This window comes from Streptomyces kebangsaanensis (assembly GCF_001906585.1).
Taxonomy (GTDB): Bacteria; Actinomycetota; Actinomycetes; order Streptomycetales; family Streptomycetaceae; genus Streptomyces; species Streptomyces kebangsaanensis.
In genome coordinates, this window is record NZ_JUJA01000145.1 from 49,413 (window position 1) to 66,885 (window position 17,473).

Here is a 17,473-nt window from a genome sequence, read left to right on the forward strand (position 1 = left end):
CGTCAGTTCGTCCATGTCGAAGAGTGGAGCAACCGTGTCCGAACAGCCGCAACAGCCTCACCAGGCCCCGGGATACGGCTATCCCAACCAGCCGCCCGGCGCGTACCCGCCGCCTCCGGGCGGTGCCTACCCTCCGCCGCCCGGCGCCTACCCGCCGCCTCCGGGCGGTGCCTACCCTCCGCCCCCCGGGATGATGGCGGACCCCAACGCCCCGTACGGCTACGACCCCTACGGCCGCCCGTACTCCGACAAGTCGAAGATCGTCGCCGGTGTCCTGCAGCTCACCCTGGGCACCCTCGGCATCGGCCGCTTCTACATCGGCCACGTCGGGATCGGCCTCGCCCAGCTCTTCACCTGCGGCGGCTTGGGCATCTGGTCCCTGGTCGACGGCATCCTGCTGCTGACGGGCAACGACACCACCGACTCCCAGGGCCGGATCCTGCGTGGCTGACGCGACGGCCGGCACGGTCCGCCGCCGACGGCTGCGGCAGGTGCCGCGGCATCCGGCGGCGGCCCCGCTCGCGGTGCTCTGCGCGGGCGCCGCGGGCGCCGGCTACCTCTACGTCACCGACCCGCACGAGCCCGGCCACCTCCTGCCCCAGTGCCCCTTCCGGTACGTCACGGGCCTGCTCTGCCCGGCCTGCGGCGGCACGCGCATGGTGTACGACCTGATGCACGGCCACTTCGCCCAGGCCTGGCTGGACAACCGGATGCTCCTGCTCGCCTCGCCGTTCGCGCTGGCGCTGCTCGGCAGGTGGGCGGTGGAGGGCCTGCGCGGACGCCGCTGGCACCCCCGGCTCAGCACCCGGGCGCAGGCGCTGGTGCTCCTGGTGGCCGTGGCGTGGACGGTCGTCCGCAACGTCGTCCAGTGACGCCGTCCGGAGCCGCCCCCGGAAGAAGCCCGCGAGGCGGGCATACGGACAACAGCGACCAAAAGCCGTTGGTGTGGCCGGAATTCATCACGGAATGGGAACGTTCGTTCAGCGCCCCTCCCGCACCGCCGCTCCGGATCTTTATGCTTCCCATACGCAGGGGGGACGGCCGTATCCGGTCATCGCGCGATGGATCGCGCACGGACGTCGCGTGATCGGGCAGTCGGGCCCCCTGGGCCCCCCGGAGGTTCCCACTCCGGTCCCGCCGATCACCGCCAGGAGCACCTTCATGACCGTCCCCACCCCTGACGCGCCCTACGGCTACGACCCGCAGGGCCGCCCGTACTCCGACAAGTCGAAGATCGTCGCGGGCGTCCTCCAGCTCTTCCTGGGAGGTCTCGGCATCGGCCGCTTCTACGTCGGCTCCGTGGGCGTGGGCATCGCCCAGCTCCTCACCTGCGGCGGTCTCGGCATCTGGTCCCTGATCGACGGCATCATCTTCCTCACCAGCAACGACCGCACCGACGCGCAGGGCCGGGTCCTGCGCGGCTGACGCGTCCACGCGGCCGGCGCACGGCCGGCCGGCGACAACACGCCGAGGGCCCCGTTCCGGACGGAACGGGGCCCTCGGCGTGTTGTACGGCGCGGTGTCAGAAGCGGCGCGTGATCAGCGCCCGCTTCACCTCCGCGATCGCCTTCGTCACCTCGATGCCACGGGGGCAGGCGTCGGTGCAGTTGAAGGTGGTGCGGCAGCGCCAGACGCCGTCCTTGTCGTTGAGGATCTCCAGGCGCTGCTCGCCGGCCTCGTCACGGCTGTCGAAGATGAACCGGTGGGCGTTGACGATGGCCGCCGGGCCGAAGTACTGGCCGTCGTTCCAGAACACCGGGCAGGACGAGGTGCACGCCGCGCACAGGATGCACTTCGTGGTGTCGTCGAAGCGGGCGCGGTCCTCCGCGGACTGCAGGCGCTCCCGGGTGGGCTCGTTCGTCTCCTTCGTGATGAGGAAGGGCATGACGTCCCGGTAGGCCTGGAAGAACGGCTCCATGTCCACGACCAGGTCCTTCAGGACCGTGAGGCCCTTGATGGGCTCGACCGTGATCGGCTTCTCGGGGTTGATGTCCTTGATCAGCGTCTTGCAGGCCAGACGGTTCTTGCCGTTGATCCGCATGGCGTCCGAGCCGCAGATGCCGTGCGCGCAGGAGCGGCGGAAGGTCAGGGTGCCGTCGAGGTCCCACTTGATCTTGTGCAGACCGTCGAGGACGCGCTCCTTGGGGTCGATCTCCAGCTGGAAGTCTTCCCAGGACGCCTCGGCCGAGACCTCCGGGTTGAACCGGCGGACGCGGAAGGTGACGGTGATGTAGGGGGAGGCGGCGGACTGCGCCTCCACCTTGTCCAGAACGGGGGTTGCCATCAGTACTTACGCTCCATCGGCTGGTAGCGGGTCTGGACGACCGGCTTGTAGTCGAGACGGACGGTTTCGGACCCGTCGGCGCCGACCTCGCGGTACGCCATGGTGTGCCGCATGAAGTTGACGTCGTCGCGGTTGGGGTAGTCCTCGCGGTAGTGACCGCCGCGGGACTCCTTGCGGGCCAGGGCGGACACCGCCATGACCTCGGCCAGCTCCAGCAGGTTGCCCAGCTCGATGGCCTCCAGGAGGTCCGTGTTGAACCGCTTGCCCTTGTCCTGGATCGCCACGTTCTTGTAGCGCTCCCGGAGTTCGGCGATCTTCTCGACGGCCGTCTTGATCGTCTGCTCGGTGCGGAAGACCATGACGTTGGCGTCCATGGTCTCCTGCAGCTCGCGGCGGAGCTCGGCCACCCGCTCGTTGCCGGTGGAGGTCCGCAGCCGCTCGATCTGCTCGACGACGAAGGACTCCGGGTCCTCCGGCAGCTCGACGAAGTCCGCCTTGTGCGCGTACTCCGCCGCCGCGATGCCCGCCCGCTTGCCGAACACGTTGATGTCCAGCAGCGAGTTGGTGCCCAGGCGGTTGGCGCCGTGCACGGACACGCAGGCGACCTCGCCGGCCGCGTACAGGCCCGGCACGACCGTGGTGTTGTCCGAGAGCACCTCGCCCTGGACGTTGGTCGGGATGCCGCCCATCGCGTAGTGCGCGGTCGGCTGGATCGGGATCGGGTCCGTGTAGGGCTCGATGCCGAGGTAGGTCCGCGCGAACTCGGTGATGTCCGGCAGCTTGGCGTCCAGCTGCTCCGGCGGCAGGTGGGTCAGGTCCAGGTAGACGTGGTCGCCCTCGGGACCGCAGCCGCGGCCCTCCCGGATCTCCGTGTAGATCGAGCGGGAGACGACGTCGCGGGAGGCCAGGTCCTTCATGACGGGGGCGTACTTCTCCATGAAGCGCTCGCCGTCCTTGTTGCGCAGGATGCCGCCCTCGCCGCGGGCGCCCTCGGTGAGCAGGATGCCCATGCGCCAGATGCCGGTCGGGTGGAACTGGAAGAACTCCATGTCCTCCAGCGGCAGCCCGCGCCGGTACACGGCCGCCTGGCCGTCACCGGTCAGCGTGTGCGCGTTGGACGTCACGCGGAAGAACTTGCCGCAGCCGCCGGAGGCGTAGATCACGGACTTCGCCTGGAAGACGTGGATCTCGCCGGTCGCCAGCTCGTACGCCACGACACCGGCCGACTTCTTGACGCCGTCGACCTCGGTGATCAGCTGGTCCAGGACGTAGAACTCGTTGAAGAACTCCACGCCCTCCTTGACGCAGTTCTGGTACAGCGTCTGGAGGATCATGTGACCGGTGCGGTCGGCCGCGTAGCAGGAGCGGCGGACCGGGGCCTCGCCGTGGTTGCGGGAGTGTCCGCCGAAGCGGCGCTGGTCGATCGTCCCGTCGGGCGTCCGGTTGAACGGCAGGCCCATCTTCTCCAGGTCGAGGACGGAGTCGATGGCCTCCTTCGCCAGGATCTCGGCGGCGTCCTGGTCGACCAGGTAGTCACCGCCCTTGACCGTGTCGAAGGTGTGCCACTCCCAGTTGTCCTCCTCCACGTTGGCCAGCGCGGCGGCCATGCCGCCCTGCGCGGCGCCCGTGTGGGAGCGCGTGGGGTAGAGCTTCGTCAGGACCGCGGTGCGGCTGCGCTTGGTCGCCTCGATGGCGGCACGCATACCGGCGCCACCCGCGCCGACGATGACGGTGTCGTACTTGTGGATCTTCATCAGGAAATACCTCGGTCCCGGGGCCTAGCGGATGTTCGGGTCGAAGGTGAAGATCACCAGCGTGCCCAGCAGGATGGTCCACACCGTGGCGGTGTAGAGCAGGCCCTTCAGCCACAGTCGCGTGTTCGCGCGCTCCGCGTAGTCGTTGATGACCGTGCGCAGGCCGTTGCAGCCGTGCAGCATCGCCAGCCACAGCATGAGCAGGTCCCAGACCTGCCACCAGGGCGAGGCCCAGCGGCCCGCCACGAAGGCGAAGCCGATCTTGGAGACGCCGCCGTCCAGGACGAGCTGGATCAGCAGGTGGCCGATGACGAGGACGACCAGGACGATGCCGGACAGCCGCATGAACAGCCAGCCGTACATCTCGAAGTTGCCCCGGGTCGACTTGGGGGTCTTCTTGGTGCGCTGGCGCGGGGCCTCGATGACGGGGGCGGGGTTGTCGACGCTGTAGCCGGAGCCGGCCTCGACGGGGCCGATGCCCGAAGCGTTGGTTTCAGTGGTGGACATGCGCGTCAGCTCCCGAACACTGCTCGTGCGGCGTGGCCGAGGACGGGGTAGATCGCCCCGATCATCAGCACGACCCAGATGCCGACCACGGTCCACAGCATCTGCTTCTGGTAGCGGGCGCCCTTGGCCCAGAAGTCGACGGCGATGACACGCAGGCCGTTGAGCGCGTGGAAGAGGATGGCGGCGACCAGGCCGTACTCGAGTACGGCGACGATCGGCGTCTTGTAGGTGGCCACGACCGTGTCGTAGGCCTCGGGAGACACGCGGACGAGCGCGGTGTCCAGCACGTGAACGAACAGGAAGAAGAAGATGAGGACGCCGGTGACTCGGTGAGCCACCCAGGACCACATTCCTTCCCGGCCGCGGTACAGCGTTCCAGCCGGCACGGAAGAACCCTCCGGGAGCGGGGACTAGGGCCGCGCCGGCTTCTCTGTCGGTCGGGCCCGGCCGGGTACGGTCCACCGGCCCCCAGCATCGTAACCAGCCACTGCGGCGAGGCTCACAGGGGGGTCTGCCCGGGTGAGCGAACCCGCACGGACGGAGGAGCGGGGGCGGCTGCCGGGGCGGGGGCTCGCAGGGTGTGCCGGGTGCGGGCCGGTGGGGGCCGGTCGTGCCCCTGGGCCGCCCGCACCAGCCGTCCCCGCGCGAGGCGCCGGAGTTCCTCCGCCGCGATGACCCGTTCCTCCTCCGGATCGTTCGTCAGCCGTGACCGGATGGCTGCCAGGACCTGGGCGGGGGCCTCGTCGGGGGGTACGTCGTCCAGGCAGATGACGAACGTGTGGCCGAAGCGGCGCTCGTACGCGGCCTGTGCGGCGTCGAGAGCCGTCCGGGCCGCGGAGTAGCCGTTGTCCGGCAGGGGGGCCAGTGATTCACCCGCCAGCGCCTCCGCCAGGTCCGACGGGCTCAGGTCGTACGTCGCCTCGTCCGCCGCGGCCAGCAGGGACGGCAGGTCCGGATAGGGGCGGTGGGTGGTGAGGCGGTGGGCCCAGCGGGGGCTGTGCAGGCAGGTCAGGAGGGTGTGGTGGGCCTCGGGAGCGGGAGCGTTGTTGAAACGCTCCAGGTTCTGCGCGGGCAGCGTGGGTCCTAGGTCGGCAGGGGGTGCTGTGAAAGATGTGCCGTTACGTTATCGGGTGTGCTCATGACGTGTCCGGTGAGTGCCTGAATTTCACCCGAACGGGAGAGTTTGAGAACGCCTGGTGGACACGCTCGGCGGCCATGGGCCTTAAGTTGGCGGTGTGAGTAAGCACAGGCGCCGGGCACCGGCGCGGAAGCTGCAGCACAGGCGGGTACTGGCCGGCGGCGCGTTCGCGGTGACGGTCGGAGTGGGCGCCGCGCTCGGCGTGTGGGCCTCCGGCGGCGACGGCGCCCCGGCGGGCTCCGGACAGCGCCCGCCGGGCGAGCCCGCCGCCGCCCCCTCCCCCACCCGCAGCTACCCCTTGTCCCAGGCGCCGCGGACCATCCCCGCCGTGCGCTCCCACACCGCCGCCCGCGGCCCCGGCTGGCGCCCGGCGCACGGCGGCCGGGTCGTGGTGAACAACGCCTCCCTGGCCGACGAGGGGAAGCTGGTGGCGAGCGAGCTCGGTCTGACGTACGCCGGGCAGAGGAGCGACGTGCGCGCCGGGGACGTACGGCTGGCGCTCGGCGGAAGCGGGAACCCGGAGTCGTACACCATGACCGTGCGCGACGGCCGGGTGACCATCAAGGGACCGGCCGACGCGGGGGTCTTCTACGGCACCCGCACCCTGAAGCAGGAGGTGCACGGCGGCGGTACGGCGCCCGAGGGCGTCGTGAACGACATGCCGGCCAAGCCGCGGCGCGGCTTCATGCTGGACATCGCCCGCAAGCCGTTCACGGCCGGCTGGATAGAGGACCGCGTACGCGAGCTGGGCGACCTGAAGTTCAACGAGCTGGGCCTGCACTTCTCCGACGACCAGGGCTTCCGCATCCAGTCCGACACGCACCCGGAGATCGTCTCCCGGGACCACCTGACGAAAGCGCAGGTCAAGCAGATCGTCGACCTGGCCGCCAGCCGGCACATCACCGTCGTGCCCGAGATCGACTCGCCCGGCCACCTGGGAGCGGTGATCGCCGCCCACCCCGATCTGCAGCTGCGCAACGCGCAGGGCGTGGCGACGCGGGGCGCGATCGACATCTCCAAGCCCGGGTCCGCCCGGATCGTCGACGACCTCCTCGACGAGTACGCGGGCCTCTTCCCCGGCAGCCAGTGGCACCTCGGCGGCGACGAGTACCAGGCGCTGACCGTGCGCGATCCCCAGGCGTCCTACCCGCAGCTGGCCGCCGCGGCGAGGAAGGCCTACGGCTCCGGCGGCACCGTGGCCGACCTGGCGACGGGCTGGCTGAACGACCGCGCCGCCACCGTCCGCAAGCACGGCCGCACCCCGCGCGCGTGGAACGACGGCTTCTTCCGGAACACCTCCGTGCAGCCCGCCGGGGACATCGTGGTCGCCTACTGGACCGGCAAGGAGATAGGCGCCCGCCAGCCGGTCGAGTACCTGAGCGCCGGCCGCAAGGTGATCAACTACAACGACGAGTTCCTGTACTACGTCCTCGGCCAGCCGCAGACCTTCGTCTATCCGACCGGACAGCGGATCTACGAACAGTGGACCCCGCGCGTGCTGCGCGGCACCCAGGCGGTGCCCGCACGGTACGACGCGCAGATACTGGGCGGCTCGTTCGCCGTGTGGTGCGACCTCGCGAACTCCCAGACCCAGGACCAGGTGGCGGCCGGCATCCGCATGCCGCTGCGGGCGACGATCCAGAAGCTGTGGGACCCCGGCAAACCGACGATGTCCTGGACGGAGTTCAAGGGGCTGGCGAACAAGCTGGGCTGACAGCGAATCGCATGGACGTGCGAGGAACGGGTGTCGTAGGTTCCCGGTGCCGCGCTCGACGCTCCGAGGGGAGCCGCGCCGGCTCCACGACGACACCCCTGGGGGGACTCACCATGCTCTGCGCGCGCTGTCAGCACCACGCGGCGGTACCCGGCGGCACCCTGTGCGCCGGTTGCGCCGCCGCTCCGGCGGCACCGGCCGGCCCGCCGTCCGCGGGAGCGCCCGCCGCCTGGCTGCGCTCGCCGGTCGGGCTCGGCCGGGCCGCCGCCGCGATGCTCGCCCTCGTCGCCGCCGTCGACCTGTTCGCCGTCTGGGCGGGCCTCGTGCTGTACGACGTCTCGGGCGACCTCGTGAACGGCGAGGTCGGCGAGGACGTGATACGGCGGGCCGAACACGCGGACCTGCTCACCGCCGTCGCGGGCGTCGCCCAGGTCGTGGCGCTGATCGCCAGTTGTGTCGTCTTCCTGTGCTGGTTCCACCGGGTGCGGGCCAACGCCGAGGTGTTCGATCCCTCCAGGCACAGCATGAAGCGCGGCTGGGCGATCGGAGCGTGGTTCGTCCCGGTCGTCAACCTGTGGTTCCCGCGCCGGATCACGCTGGAGATCTGGGACGCCAGCAGCCCCACGGACAGGCCCTCGTCGCACGGGCTGGTCAACGCCTGGTGGACGCTGTGGATCATCGCGCAGGTGGCCGACCGGGTCGTGTCCAGAACCTACAGCCGGGCCGAGACGGCGGAGGAACTGCGGAACGCCGCCGCGCAGTTGCTGTTCGTCGACGTCGCCATGATCGCGGCCGCCGTGCTCGCCGTCCTCGTGGTGCTCCGGCTGACCCGGATGCAGCACGAGAAGGCGCTGCGGGGGCCGGCGCCGGCCGCGGCCTGACCGTTCCCCGCCCCGCCGGCCGCCCGCCTCGACCGTTGGCTGAAATCTTTTCTTCCGCTTTCTGTCGTCCTCACGTCTCGACTGCGTGTGATCGCCGTGTGACACTACCGGGCGATCGCACACAGTAAGGGCAAGTGCGGGCTCCGTGGAGATCGGCGCCCTGCAAGGAGGCGTGGATGAGCCTGGTGGAACTGATCGCACAGGCCGACGAGCGCGGGCTGGCCGCCAGCGGACTGGCTTGTTTGGATCGGTGCGTACCGCTGCTCGGCGGCGACGACGAGGTCCTGCGGCCGCTGTGGGGGAGCCTCGCCGACGGCTCCCCCGGCGACGGCGACTGGGCGGAACGGCTTCGGCAGGCGCGCGGCGCGCTGGAGGCGGCCGGCGGGGAGGAGGCCGCCGAGGACGAGGCCGCGCTGCTGGCCCGCCGGATGCTCGCCGCCGCGCCGGCCGACCGGTCCGCTCCCGAGGTGCGGCGGTGGGCGGACGCCTGCTCGGTCGCCTCGCTGCAGATCCACCGGCTCCTCGACCCGGCCGAGGACCCCGCCCCGGCCGACTCGTTCCCCCTGGCTCTCGACTCCGTTCGAACAGGGGAGACGCCCGTCGAAGGCCGCACGGAGGGCATGTCGCCGCTCGTCGCCGCCGAGCTGCGCCGTCAGATCACCGTTCTGGAACTGCTCGCCGGGCACGGCTCCGCCGGACTCCGCCAGGCCCTGGAGGTCTCCACCGAGGGACGCCGCGTCCTGCGGGCGGTGGTGTCCCGCCGGGCCCGCGGCCGGACCGTGCCGTAGCTCCGCCGGGAGGCCGTGGGCGGGCGGCGGTGGACCCGAGCCGTGCGCGAGGGGCCGCTGACGAGCTGTGACACTTCTGCGGAAGCGGACGCTGATGACCGTGGGGGGCGTGGACACGGCCGGACACACGGTGGTGCGCACGTCTGGGGACTCGCTACGGACGAGGACAGTTCTTGGGCCAGGGAGGGGAACCCCGCCGCACGCAGGCGTACGACGGGGAGCTGGGCGCGGCCGTCGCGCGGGCCCAGGAAGGTGACGAGGAGGCCTTCGCGGTCGCGTACCGGATCGTGCAGCCCGGACTCCTCGGGTATCTGCGCGGCCTCGTCGGGGGCGACGCCGAGGACGTGGCGTCGGACGCCTGGCTGGAGATCGCCCGTGACCTCGGCCGGTTCCGGGGCGACGGGGCGGGCTTCCGCGGCTGGACGGCGACCATCGCCCGGCACCGGGCGCTCGACCATCTGCGCCGGCAGCGCGTACGGCCCCGGGGCACCGCGCTCGAACAGGACGTCCTGGACCTGCCCGGCCCGTACAGCACCCATGACCAGGCCCTGGAGTCCGTCACCACCGAGTGGGCCCTCGCGCTCCTGAGGCAGCTGCCCCGCGACCAGGCCGAGGCCGTGCTGCTCCGTGTGGTCGTCGGCCTCGACGGGCCCACCGCCGCGCGCGTCCTCGGCAAGCGGCCCGGCGCGGTGCGCACCGCCGCCCACCGGGGGCTGAAGCGGCTGGCCCGGCAGCTCGGCGCGGAGGGCGACGGCGACGGGAGCGCGGAAGGGACGGGAAAAGGGAAGGGAAGGGGCCGGTCGGCAGAGTAGGCCTGTTGGAGCGGACCGGGGCGACCGAGGCAACGGCCGGGGCCGCCACCCCCCACAGGAGAGGCCCCGGCCGTCGCGCGGCACGGGCCGCGCGGCGGCCCGTACTCCCTACAGCGCCGCGCGTGCGCTTTCCGTCACACCTCACCCCCGGATTGGTTGGTTGCACGTTGTACGGTCATGGACGGCAGGAGGTTTCAGGCCCTAACGTGCCTTTCGCGCCGGGCGCGGGACGGGCATGATCACCGCAGACCATGGGCGGCCGCGCTGCCGCAACGACTCACTCGATCACTTGAGGGACCACGTGCTGGGGGACGACGCGGAGCTGACCACCGCGGTGCTTGCGGCGCAGGACGGGGACGAGACCGCGTTCCGGACTGTGTACCGCGCTGTGCACCCACGGCTGCTCGGATACATACGCACGCTGGTCGGCGACCCGGACGCCGAGGACGTGGCCTCCGAGGCCTGGCTGCAGATAGCCCGCGACCTCGAGCGCTTCAGCGGGGACGCCGACCGGTTCCGCGGCTGGGCCGCCCGGATCGCCCGCAACCGGGCGCTCGACCACATCCGCATGCGCGGCCGCCGCCCCGCGATCGGCGGTGACGAAACGGAACTGACCGGCAAGGCCGCGGAGTCCGACACCGCGGGCGAGGCCATGGAGGCCCTGGCCACCGGCAGCACCCTCTCGCTCATCGCCCGGCTCCCGCAGGACCAGGCCGAGGCCGTGGTGCTGCGCGTGGTCGTGGGCCTGGACGCCAAGACCGCCGCCGAGACGCTCGGCAAGCGGCCCGGTGCCGTGCGCACGGCCGCGCACCGCGGTCTGAAACGGCTCGCGGAACTGCTCGCCGACGATCCGGAATCCCCCCATGTGCTCGACGCGCTGCCGCCCCCGCGGAAACCGCGGGACCGTGCGGTGGTGTCCGCCGGTGTGACGCATATGCGCGCCCGGACGCAGAAGGGCATGTGATGGCCGACGAGCAGTACAGGTGGCTGGACCGCGACACGGCGGAGCGTCTGCTGCGCGGAGAGCCCCTGGACACCGTCGACGCCACCGCCCGTGACCAGGCCGAACGACTCGCCGAGGCGCTGGGCTCCCTCTCCGCGGAACCGTCCGTGCCCGCCTCGGCCGACGCCGGGCTGCCCGGCGAGGCCGCCGCGCTGGCCGCCTTCCGCAAGGCGCGCGCGGAGCAGGCGGCGGAACAGGCCGGCCCACGGACCGCGGCTTCCGGAACGCCCACCGGGCCCGCCGACGCCGGGCTCGTCCGCATCGGCACGCGTGCGCGTGCCGGGCGTCCGCGCTGGACCCGCCCGGTACGTCTCGCGCTGTCGGCCGCGCTGGCCGCCGGCGCGGTCGGCGGAGTCGCGACGGCGGCCACGACCGGTGTGCTGCCGACGCCGTTCGGCGGTGACGAGCCCGTCCCCGGCGCCTCCGTCCCGGACCGGGCGACACCCGGCCCCTCCCCGAGCCCGTCCTCGCCCGACGGCACCACGAGCGGCGGTCCGGGCACGCCGACGCACGGCGGCACCACGGCCGGCTCCTCCGACGCCGGCTCCGCGAGCCCCGCGGACGGCTCCGGCACCGCCCCCGGCCACGACGCCACCGCCGGCACCGACGACCCCCGGGGCGGCCTCGCCGGCGGACGGGGCCGCCTGGTCTCGGCCTGCCGCGACCTGCGCGACGGCAAGGTCCTGGGCGTCGGCCGCAAGCGTGCCCTGGAGGAGGCGGCCGGCGGCTCCGCGCGGGTGTGGACGTACTGCAAGGGCGTCCTGAAGCCGGCCGACGACCGGGCCGGTGACACGGGCGGCAGGGGCCGGGGCGAGAACCAGGGCGCCGGCCGCGACGGCAAGGGCGGCGAGGACAGCCGGAAGGGCCGTGGCGGCCAGGACGACCAGGGCGGTCAGGGCAAGCAGGGCGACCGGGGCAAGCAGGGCGACCGGGGCGACCGGGGCGACCAGGACGGTCAGGGCGACGACGAAGGCGGTCACAAAAGCGGCCGCAAAGGCCGCGACAAGGGCCGTCACGGCCGCGGTCACGAGGCCGGACACCGCTGCGGGAAGAGCGCCGTCACGCCCCCGGCCCCCGCTCCGCGGTCTTCGGGCAGGTCGCCTGTGGTTTCGGCCGCCCACCCCGATGACCGCCTTTGACCTGCGGTTTCGCACCTCGTGAAATTTTCTTCCGGTGAGGTGTGACGTTTCTGGCCGCCGCGGCGCAGTACTGAGTGAGCCGACTGGTCATCGGCTGTCGCACAGAGCCGGGGTTCCCCCCGTACCTACGGCTCGTGCATCCGGCGCGGGCGGGACACGTTCCCCCGGTTCCGCCCGCGCCCCGTCTCCTCTCCCCTCGCCTCACCTGTGCACGACGACCTCGTCGCCGACCCGCACCTGCGCGAACAGCCGTGAGACGGCCGCCTCGTCCCGTACGTTGACGCACCCGTGCGAGCCGCCCGCGTAGCCGCGGGCCGCGAAGTCGTAGGAGTAGTGCACGGCCTGACCGCCGCTGAAGAACATGGCGTACGGCATGGGGGCGTGGTAGAGCGTCGACACATGGTGTCGTGACTTCCAGTAGATGCGGAACACACCCTCGCGGGTGGGGGTGTCCTGCGTGCCGAACCGCACCGCCATCGTCGAGACCGTCCGCCCGCCGATCATCCAGCGCAGGGTCCGGCTGGTCTTGTCGACGCACAGCACCCGGCCGGTCAGGCAGCGCGGGTCGGGCGCCCCGGCCGGCTGCCCGCCCATCCGGTACAGCTCCCACCTGCCCGGCTCGTGCGTCATCCGCAGCAGCCGCTGCCAGGTGACCGTGTCGGTCCGCCCGGTCCGCGGCAGCCCGCGCCTGCCCTGGAAGCCCCTGACGGCCTGTTCCGTCAGCTCGTCGTAGGACCCGGTGGGCCCGTCGAACAGCCAGTCGATCTGGCGCAGCCGGGCCTGGAGCTCCCGCACGCCGCGGCCGCTGTCACCGCGGGACCACAGGACCTGCGCGGCGGTGCGGGCCGGGGCCGGACCCGGGTTCTTCGCCGGCCCCGTGCCGCCGCCGGGCGCGGGGCCGCCGGACGGCCGGCCGGTCGGGATCTCGATGTGCACCGGGGAGCGGTGCGTGCCGTCCGGGCCGGGAGGCTGCACCGTGCAGCCGCTCACCGCGGCCAGTGCCGCGGCCGTGGCGACGGCGGCGATCGCTCTCCTCGTGCCCCCGGTACGCATGGCGCCCCCCGCTGTCTCACCGGTGTCCGTCCACGGTGGTACACCGGATGTCTCCCCACGCGTGACGGGCGGCGAACCACGGGGCAAGGTGGGGAGACGGAGGACGCGAGGGCGAGGATCCGCCGGTCTGTGAGCAAGGTCCCAGCGCGGGGCACTCCACCCGGCGCACGCCCGCCGCTACAGTCCGTGGCGAGGATCGGCCGTACCGGCGGGCAACTGGCGAGTAACCGAGAAGATCAGAACGCGGAGGCACACACCATGGCACGCGAGTCGGAGTCCGGGCTGCCCATCGAGCCGGTCTACGGGCCGGACGCCCTCGAGGGCTGGGACCCGGCCGAGAAGCTGGGCGAGCCGGGGTCGTACCCGTTCACCCGCGGTGTGTACCCCTCGATGTACACCGGCCGCCCCTGGACCATGCGCCAGTACGCCGGCTTCGGCACGGCCACGGAGTCCAACGCCCGCTACAAGCAGCTGATCGCCAACGGCACGATGGGCCTGTCCGTCGCCTTCGACCTGCCCACCCAGATGGGCCACGACTCCGACGCGCCGATCGCGCACGGCGAGGTCGGCAAGGTGGGTGTGGCCATCGACTCCGTCGACGACATGCGGGTGCTGTTCGGCGGGATCCCGCTGGACAGGGTGTCGACGTCGATGACGATCAACGCCCCGGCCGCGCTGCTGCTGCTCCTCTACCAACTGGTGGCGGAGGAGCAGGGCGTCCCGGCCGACCAGCTCACGGGCACCATCCAGAACGACGTGCTGAAGGAGTACATCGCGCGCGGGACGTACATCTTCCCGCCCAAGCCCTCGCTGCGGCTGATCGCGGACATCTTCAAGTACTGCCGGGCCGAGATCCCGAAGTGGAACACCATCTCGATCTCCGGCTACCACATGGCCGAGGCGGGCGCCTCGCCCGCGCAGGAGATCGCGTTCACGCTGGCGGACGGCATCGAGTACGTGCGCACGGCGGTCGCGGCCGGCATGGACGTCGACGACTTCGCGCCCCGCCTGTCCTTCTTCTTCGTGGCCCGGACGACGATCCTGGAGGAGGTCGCCAAGTTCCGCGCGGCCCGCCGGATCTGGGCGCGGGTGATGAAGGAGGAGTTCGGCGCCAAGAACCCCAAGTCGCTGATGCTGCGCTTCCACACCCAGACGGCGGGCGTGCAGCTGACGGCCCAGCAGCCCGAGGTCAACCTGGTCCGCGTCGCCGTGCAGGGCCTGGCGGCGGTCCTCGGCGGCACCCAGTCGCTGCACACCAACTCCTTCGACGAGGCCATCGCGCTGCCCACGGACAAGAGCGCGCGCCTGGCCCTGCGCACGCAGCAGGTCCTGGCCCACGAGACCGACGTGACCGCGACCGTCGACCCCTTCGCCGGCTCGTACGTCATCGAGAGGATGACCGACGACGTCGAGGCCGCCGCGCTGGAGCTGATGCGGAAGGTCGAGGACCTCGGCGGCGCGGTCAACGCCATCGAGCACGGCTTCCAGAAGCAGGAGATCGAGCGCAGCGCGTACCGGATCGCGCAGGAGACCGACTCCGGCGAGCGCGTCGTCGTCGGCGTCAACCGCTTCCAGCTCGACGAGGAGGAGCCGTACGAGCCGCTCCGCGTCGACCCGGCCATCGAGGCCCAGCAGGCCGAACGCCTGGCCAGGCTGCGCGCCGAGCGCGACCGGACGGCGGTCGACACGGCCCTGTCCGCCCTGAAGAAGGCCGCCGAGGGCGAGGACAACGTCCTCTACCCGATGAAGGAGGCCCTGCGGGCCCGGGCGACGGTGGGCGAAGTGTGCAACGCGCTGCGGGAGGTCTGGGGGAACTACGTGCCGTCGGACGCGTTCTGACCTGCACGATTCCTCCGAGTGGGTGATCGGGGGCGGAAACCGCCCGTTCCCGGTTACGCTCGTGTTGGGTATTCCCGAAGGAGGGTGCCGTGGCTGTGATGCTGCACGAGTCGTCGCTTGCCGATGCTGCCGACCGGCTCTGGGAGGAGCTGCCCGGACACCGGGTGGAGATCCTCAACGGGAGTATTGTCGTGACACCGCCGCCTGATGGCTCGCATCAAGAGACACTGACCTGGCTCATCGAAGAATGCTCGCGGGTTCGAGCCAGGAAAGCGGGGCTCAGATACGTCTCAGGAGTCGGTATGTGGCTGCCGACCGGCCCTGTCGACTATGCAGTGCCCGACTTCGCACTTGTCGACGCCGACTACAAGGACGCGCTCGTCGAGAAGAACTGCTACGCACCACATGTCTTCCGCCTGGTCCTTGAAGTGACATCCTCCAACTGGACCAACGACACGGCCACCAAGGTCGACATCTATGCACGGGCCGACGTGCCCGCGTACCTCGTCGCCGACCGCAGGCACGACGAGGTCCTCCTCTACACGGACCCGGTCGACGGGAAGTACCCCGACCCCCGGCGCTTCAAGCGAGGCCAGACCGTCTCCGTCCCCGAGTCCGTCGGCGTGACCCTCGAACTTCCCGTCGACACCCTCCTCGACGGCGACGACTGATCTGCCCGTCTCGTCCCACGGAACCCCCCACCGGAGTGTCGCACCCCCGTGCGACACTCCTTGCCATGTTCGGCGTCGTTCATCTCCCCACCTACCTGGCGGGACTCGTCCTCATCGTCCTGCTCCCCGGGCCCAACTCGCTCTACGTGCTGTCCGTCGCCGCCCGGCGCGGGATACGCGCCGGGTACACCGCCGCGGCGGGTGTCTGGTGCGGGGACACCGTGCTCATGACGCTGGGGGCGGCCGGGGCCGCCTCCCTGCTGAAGGCGAACCCCGTGCTGTTCGGGATCGTGAAGTACGCCGGCGCCGGATACCTGACCTGGCTCGCGATCGGCATGCTGCGAGCCGGCTGGGGGATGTGGCGGACGCGACGGGAGCAGACGGCGCCCGGGGAGCCCGACCCGGCGGCCACCGACGAGCGGCCGTTCCGGCGCGCCTTCGTCGTCAGCCTGTTCAACCCGAAGGCGATCCTGTTCGTCATCGCCTTCTTCGTGCAGTTCGTCGACCCGGCCTACGCCTATCCGGCCCTCTCCTTCGTCATCCTCGGCGCCCTGCTCCAACTGGCCAGTTGCCTCTACCTCAGCGCCCTGATATTCGGCGGTACCAAGCTCGCCGCCGCCTTCCGCAGCCGCAGGCGCCTGTCGGCGGGGGCGACGTCGGCGGCGGGCGCCCTGTTCCTGGGCTTCGCGGTGAAGCTGTCGCTGGCGAGCGTGTAGCGCGGGGCCCCCGCGCCGGCCGGGTCAGCCGAGCAGGCGCCGCAGGTTCAGCCTGCCCCACAGCAGGCTGCTGGCGAACGACAGGGCCAGCACCGTGATCAGCAGACCGATCAGAAGCAGCCCCGCCGCCGGCCCGCTCAGGTCCGGCGACACCAGCGGGGCGACGATCTCCTCGACGAACAGCACGTGCACCATGTACGCGCCGAGCGCGGCACCGGCCAGCTTCCGCAGGAGGGGCCGCCACTTCTCGGGGATCCGGACCCTGCTGATCAGGAGCAGTACGCAGATGCTCATGACGGCGACGAACAGGTGGGCGTTGGGCATCACGTAATGGATCTGCGTGTTGTACCAGAGGCTCCCGGCCATGGTGAGCGGCAGCAGGGCGAACAGCGGCCACCGCCACCGTACGGCGCCGGCCGGGAGGGCGAACAGCAGCGCGCCCCCGATCGCGTACACCAGCGAATAGGTACCGAACCCCCAGGCCGGCGACGGCAGGTCGCGTCCCGTGACCTCGGCGGCAGTGGTCAGCACACTCGGCAGGACCGCGATGCCGAGCAGTGCCGCTCCCAGCCCCCAGGGCCGCTTCCCGGCCTTGACCAGCATCGCGAAGGCGAGCAGCGCGATGATCGGGATGTAGGTGTACATGAACCACAGGTGGTAGGCGGGCCGCACGGAGCCGAAGAGGGAGTTCACCGCCAGCTCGGTCACCGGCCGGTCGTTGCGGTCCCGCAGCCAGGCCCAGACCAGATAGACCGCCGTCCACACGAAGAGCGGAACGGTGTTGCGGACGATCCTCTGCCACATCCGGGCGCTGTCGCGCGGGGGCGCGCCGACCAGCACCGCCCAGCCGGCCATGGCGAAGTACAGGGGAACGGCGTACGGATTGACCGCCTCGGCCACGTGGCCGGCCCAGTACGCCCCGGAGCCGTTGGCCGGGTCGTCGTCGGTGGAGCGGATGAACTGGGCGCCCACGTGCCCCAGCATGACGGTGGCGGAACAGATCAGCCGCATCAGATCGACGTCGGGGCGGTGCTCCCGCGGTACGGCGGTCCGTCCGGAAGAGGCGTCGCTCTGTTGCGGCAGGCGTATGGCTATGTCATTCGGCACCGCGCAACTATCCGGGCGTCCGGTGGCCGGAAGTTGACGAGCGGATGGCACCACCGTGGCGGGTGGG

The 17,473-nt window shown here is 71.5% G+C and carries 19 protein-coding genes; 12 read left to right on the forward strand and 7 right to left on the reverse strand.

The genetic code is table 11. The annotated features are described in order from the left end of the window. Positions 1 to 34 precede the first annotated feature (34 nt). From RH94_RS22155 to RH94_RS22165, 3 genes are all read left to right on the forward strand, one after another. The gene (locus tag RH94_RS22155; protein ID WP_073949246.1) at positions 35 to 451 is read left to right on the forward strand and encodes a TM2 domain-containing protein; all 417 of its coding nucleotides are present in this window, start codon (positions 35 to 37) and stop codon (positions 449 to 451) included. Beyond that, complete coding sequence (locus tag RH94_RS22160; protein ID WP_234425951.1) at positions 444 to 872, forward strand: DUF2752 domain-containing protein; 429 nt, start codon at positions 444 to 446, stop codon at positions 870 to 872. Before RH94_RS22155 ends, RH94_RS22160 begins: the two co-directional genes overlap by 8 nt. A gap of 289 nt (positions 873 to 1,161) precedes the next feature. Beyond that, positions 1,162 to 1,425 carry a TM2 domain-containing protein gene (locus RH94_RS22165; protein WP_073949291.1) on the forward strand — a complete coding sequence of 88 codons (264 nt, stop codon included), beginning with the start codon at positions 1,162 to 1,164 and terminating at the stop codon, positions 1,423 to 1,425. 97 nt (positions 1,426 to 1,522) lie between these two features. Here the strand turns inward: RH94_RS22165 and RH94_RS22170 are convergent, their stop codons facing one another. The 5 genes from RH94_RS22170 to RH94_RS22190 all read right to left on the reverse strand — a co-directional run bounded on the left by RH94_RS22170 (position 1,523) and on the right by RH94_RS22190 (position 5,620). Beyond that, positions 1,523 to 2,284 carry a succinate dehydrogenase iron-sulfur subunit gene (locus tag RH94_RS22170; RefSeq protein WP_073949247.1) on the reverse strand — a complete coding sequence of 254 codons (762 nt, stop codon included), beginning with the start codon at positions 2,282 to 2,284 and terminating at the stop codon, positions 1,523 to 1,525. Beyond that, positions 2,284 to 4,038 (reverse strand): succinate dehydrogenase flavoprotein subunit, encoded by a 1,755-nt coding sequence (sdhA, locus tag RH94_RS22175; protein WP_073949248.1) that lies wholly within the window; start codon positions 4,036 to 4,038, stop codon positions 2,284 to 2,286. The genes RH94_RS22170 and sdhA overlap by 1 nt, the downstream gene beginning before the upstream one ends. Before the next feature lie 24 nt (positions 4,039 to 4,062). After that, entirely contained in the window at positions 4,063 to 4,545 is a 483-nt protein-coding gene (locus tag RH94_RS22180) for a succinate dehydrogenase hydrophobic membrane anchor subunit (RefSeq protein WP_073949249.1), read from the reverse strand. A gap of 5 nt (positions 4,546 to 4,550) precedes the next feature. Beyond that, entirely contained in the window at positions 4,551 to 4,931 is a 381-nt protein-coding gene (gene sdhC / locus RH94_RS22185) for a succinate dehydrogenase, cytochrome b556 subunit (RefSeq protein WP_073949250.1), read from the reverse strand. A 113-nt stretch (positions 4,932 to 5,044) separates the two neighbouring features. Then, complete coding sequence (locus RH94_RS22190; protein ID WP_234425956.1) at positions 5,045 to 5,620, reverse strand: 2-oxo-4-hydroxy-4-carboxy-5-ureidoimidazoline decarboxylase; 576 nt, start codon at positions 5,618 to 5,620, stop codon at positions 5,045 to 5,047. Between the two features lie 160 nt (positions 5,621 to 5,780). On the opposite strand from RH94_RS22190, the gene RH94_RS22195 reads away from it, so the two are divergent. From RH94_RS22195 to RH94_RS22220, 6 genes are all read left to right on the forward strand, one after another. Next, complete coding sequence (locus RH94_RS22195) at positions 5,781 to 7,397, forward strand: beta-N-acetylhexosaminidase (protein WP_079189137.1); 1,617 nt, start codon at positions 5,781 to 5,783, stop codon at positions 7,395 to 7,397. Positions 7,398 to 7,510: 113 nt separating this feature from the next. Beyond that, positions 7,511 to 8,278, forward strand: a complete 768-nt coding sequence (locus RH94_RS22200) for a DUF4328 domain-containing protein (RefSeq protein ID WP_073949251.1) — start codon at positions 7,511 to 7,513, stop codon at positions 8,276 to 8,278. 176 nt (positions 8,279 to 8,454) lie between these two features. Continuing rightward, positions 8,455 to 9,066 carry a hypothetical protein gene (locus RH94_RS22205; protein WP_073949252.1) on the forward strand — a complete coding sequence of 204 codons (612 nt, stop codon included), beginning with the start codon at positions 8,455 to 8,457 and terminating at the stop codon, positions 9,064 to 9,066. 173 nt (positions 9,067 to 9,239) lie between these two features. Continuing rightward, positions 9,240 to 9,878 (forward strand): RNA polymerase sigma factor, encoded by a 639-nt coding sequence (locus RH94_RS22210; protein ID WP_073949253.1) that lies wholly within the window; start codon positions 9,240 to 9,242, stop codon positions 9,876 to 9,878. A 301-nt stretch (positions 9,879 to 10,179) separates the two neighbouring features. Then, positions 10,180 to 10,842, forward strand: a complete 663-nt coding sequence (locus tag RH94_RS22215; protein WP_073949254.1) for an RNA polymerase sigma factor — start codon at positions 10,180 to 10,182, stop codon at positions 10,840 to 10,842. Next, entirely contained in the window at positions 10,842 to 12,020 is a 1,179-nt protein-coding gene (locus RH94_RS22220) for a hypothetical protein (protein ID WP_073949257.1), read from the forward strand. The genes RH94_RS22215 and RH94_RS22220 overlap by 1 nt, the downstream gene beginning before the upstream one ends. Positions 12,021 to 12,221: 201 nt before the next feature. Here the strand turns inward: RH94_RS22220 and RH94_RS22225 are convergent, their stop codons facing one another. Then, complete coding sequence (locus RH94_RS22225; RefSeq protein WP_073949259.1) at positions 12,222 to 13,073, reverse strand: L,D-transpeptidase family protein; 852 nt, start codon at positions 13,071 to 13,073, stop codon at positions 12,222 to 12,224. Positions 13,074 to 13,331: 258 nt separating this feature from the next. On the opposite strand from RH94_RS22225, the gene RH94_RS22230 reads away from it, so the two are divergent. The 3 genes from RH94_RS22230 to leuE all read left to right on the forward strand — a co-directional run bounded on the left by RH94_RS22230 (position 13,332) and on the right by leuE (position 16,299). Beyond that, positions 13,332 to 14,912 (forward strand): acyl-CoA mutase large subunit family protein, encoded by a 1,581-nt coding sequence (locus RH94_RS22230; protein WP_073949261.1) that lies wholly within the window; start codon positions 13,332 to 13,334, stop codon positions 14,910 to 14,912. Positions 14,913 to 15,010: 98 nt separating this feature from the next. Then, positions 15,011 to 15,583, forward strand: a complete 573-nt coding sequence (locus RH94_RS22235; protein ID WP_073949295.1) for a Uma2 family endonuclease — start codon at positions 15,011 to 15,013, stop codon at positions 15,581 to 15,583. Between the two features lie 65 nt (positions 15,584 to 15,648). Next, positions 15,649 to 16,299, forward strand: a complete 651-nt coding sequence (gene leuE, locus RH94_RS22240) for a leucine efflux protein LeuE (RefSeq protein ID WP_073949263.1) — start codon at positions 15,649 to 15,651, stop codon at positions 16,297 to 16,299. A 24-nt stretch (positions 16,300 to 16,323) separates the two neighbouring features. On the opposite strand, the gene RH94_RS22245 is transcribed toward leuE, so the two are convergent. After that, positions 16,324 to 17,406 (reverse strand): acyltransferase, encoded by a 1,083-nt coding sequence (locus RH94_RS22245; RefSeq protein ID WP_073949265.1) that lies wholly within the window; start codon positions 17,404 to 17,406, stop codon positions 16,324 to 16,326. Between the last annotated feature and the right edge of the window lie 67 nt (positions 17,407 to 17,473).

Bases quoted from the DNA above. Each gene is read 5' to 3' on its own strand.
- RH94_RS22220 (WP_073949257.1), top strand. From the start codon at position 10,842: ATGGCCGACGAGCAGTACAGGTGGCTGGACCGCGACACGGCGGAGCGT.
- leuE (WP_073949263.1), top strand. From the start codon at position 15,649: ATGTTCGGCGTCGTTCATCTCCCCACCTACCTGGCGGGACTCGTCCTC.
- RH94_RS22235 (WP_073949295.1), top strand. From the start codon at position 15,011: ATGCTGCACGAGTCGTCGCTTGCCGATGCTGCCGACCGGCTCTGGGAG.
- RH94_RS22180 (WP_073949249.1), bottom strand. From the start codon at position 4,545: ATGTCCACCACTGAAACCAACGCTTCGGGCATCGGCCCCGTCGAGGCC.
- RH94_RS22225 (WP_073949259.1), bottom strand. From the start codon at position 13,073: ATGCGTACCGGGGGCACGAGGAGAGCGATCGCCGCCGTCGCCACGGCC.
- RH94_RS22200 (WP_073949251.1), top strand. From the start codon at position 7,511: ATGCTCTGCGCGCGCTGTCAGCACCACGCGGCGGTACCCGGCGGCACC.
- RH94_RS22230 (WP_073949261.1), top strand. From the start codon at position 13,332: ATGGCACGCGAGTCGGAGTCCGGGCTGCCCATCGAGCCGGTCTACGGG.
- RH94_RS22205 (WP_073949252.1), top strand. From the start codon at position 8,455: ATGAGCCTGGTGGAACTGATCGCACAGGCCGACGAGCGCGGGCTGGCC.
- RH94_RS22170 (WP_073949247.1), bottom strand. From the start codon at position 2,284: ATGGCAACCCCCGTTCTGGACAAGGTGGAGGCGCAGTCCGCCGCCTCC.
- RH94_RS22165 (WP_073949291.1), top strand. From the start codon at position 1,162: ATGACCGTCCCCACCCCTGACGCGCCCTACGGCTACGACCCGCAGGGC.
- sdhA (WP_073949248.1), bottom strand. From the start codon at position 4,038: ATGAAGATCCACAAGTACGACACCGTCATCGTCGGCGCGGGTGGCGCC.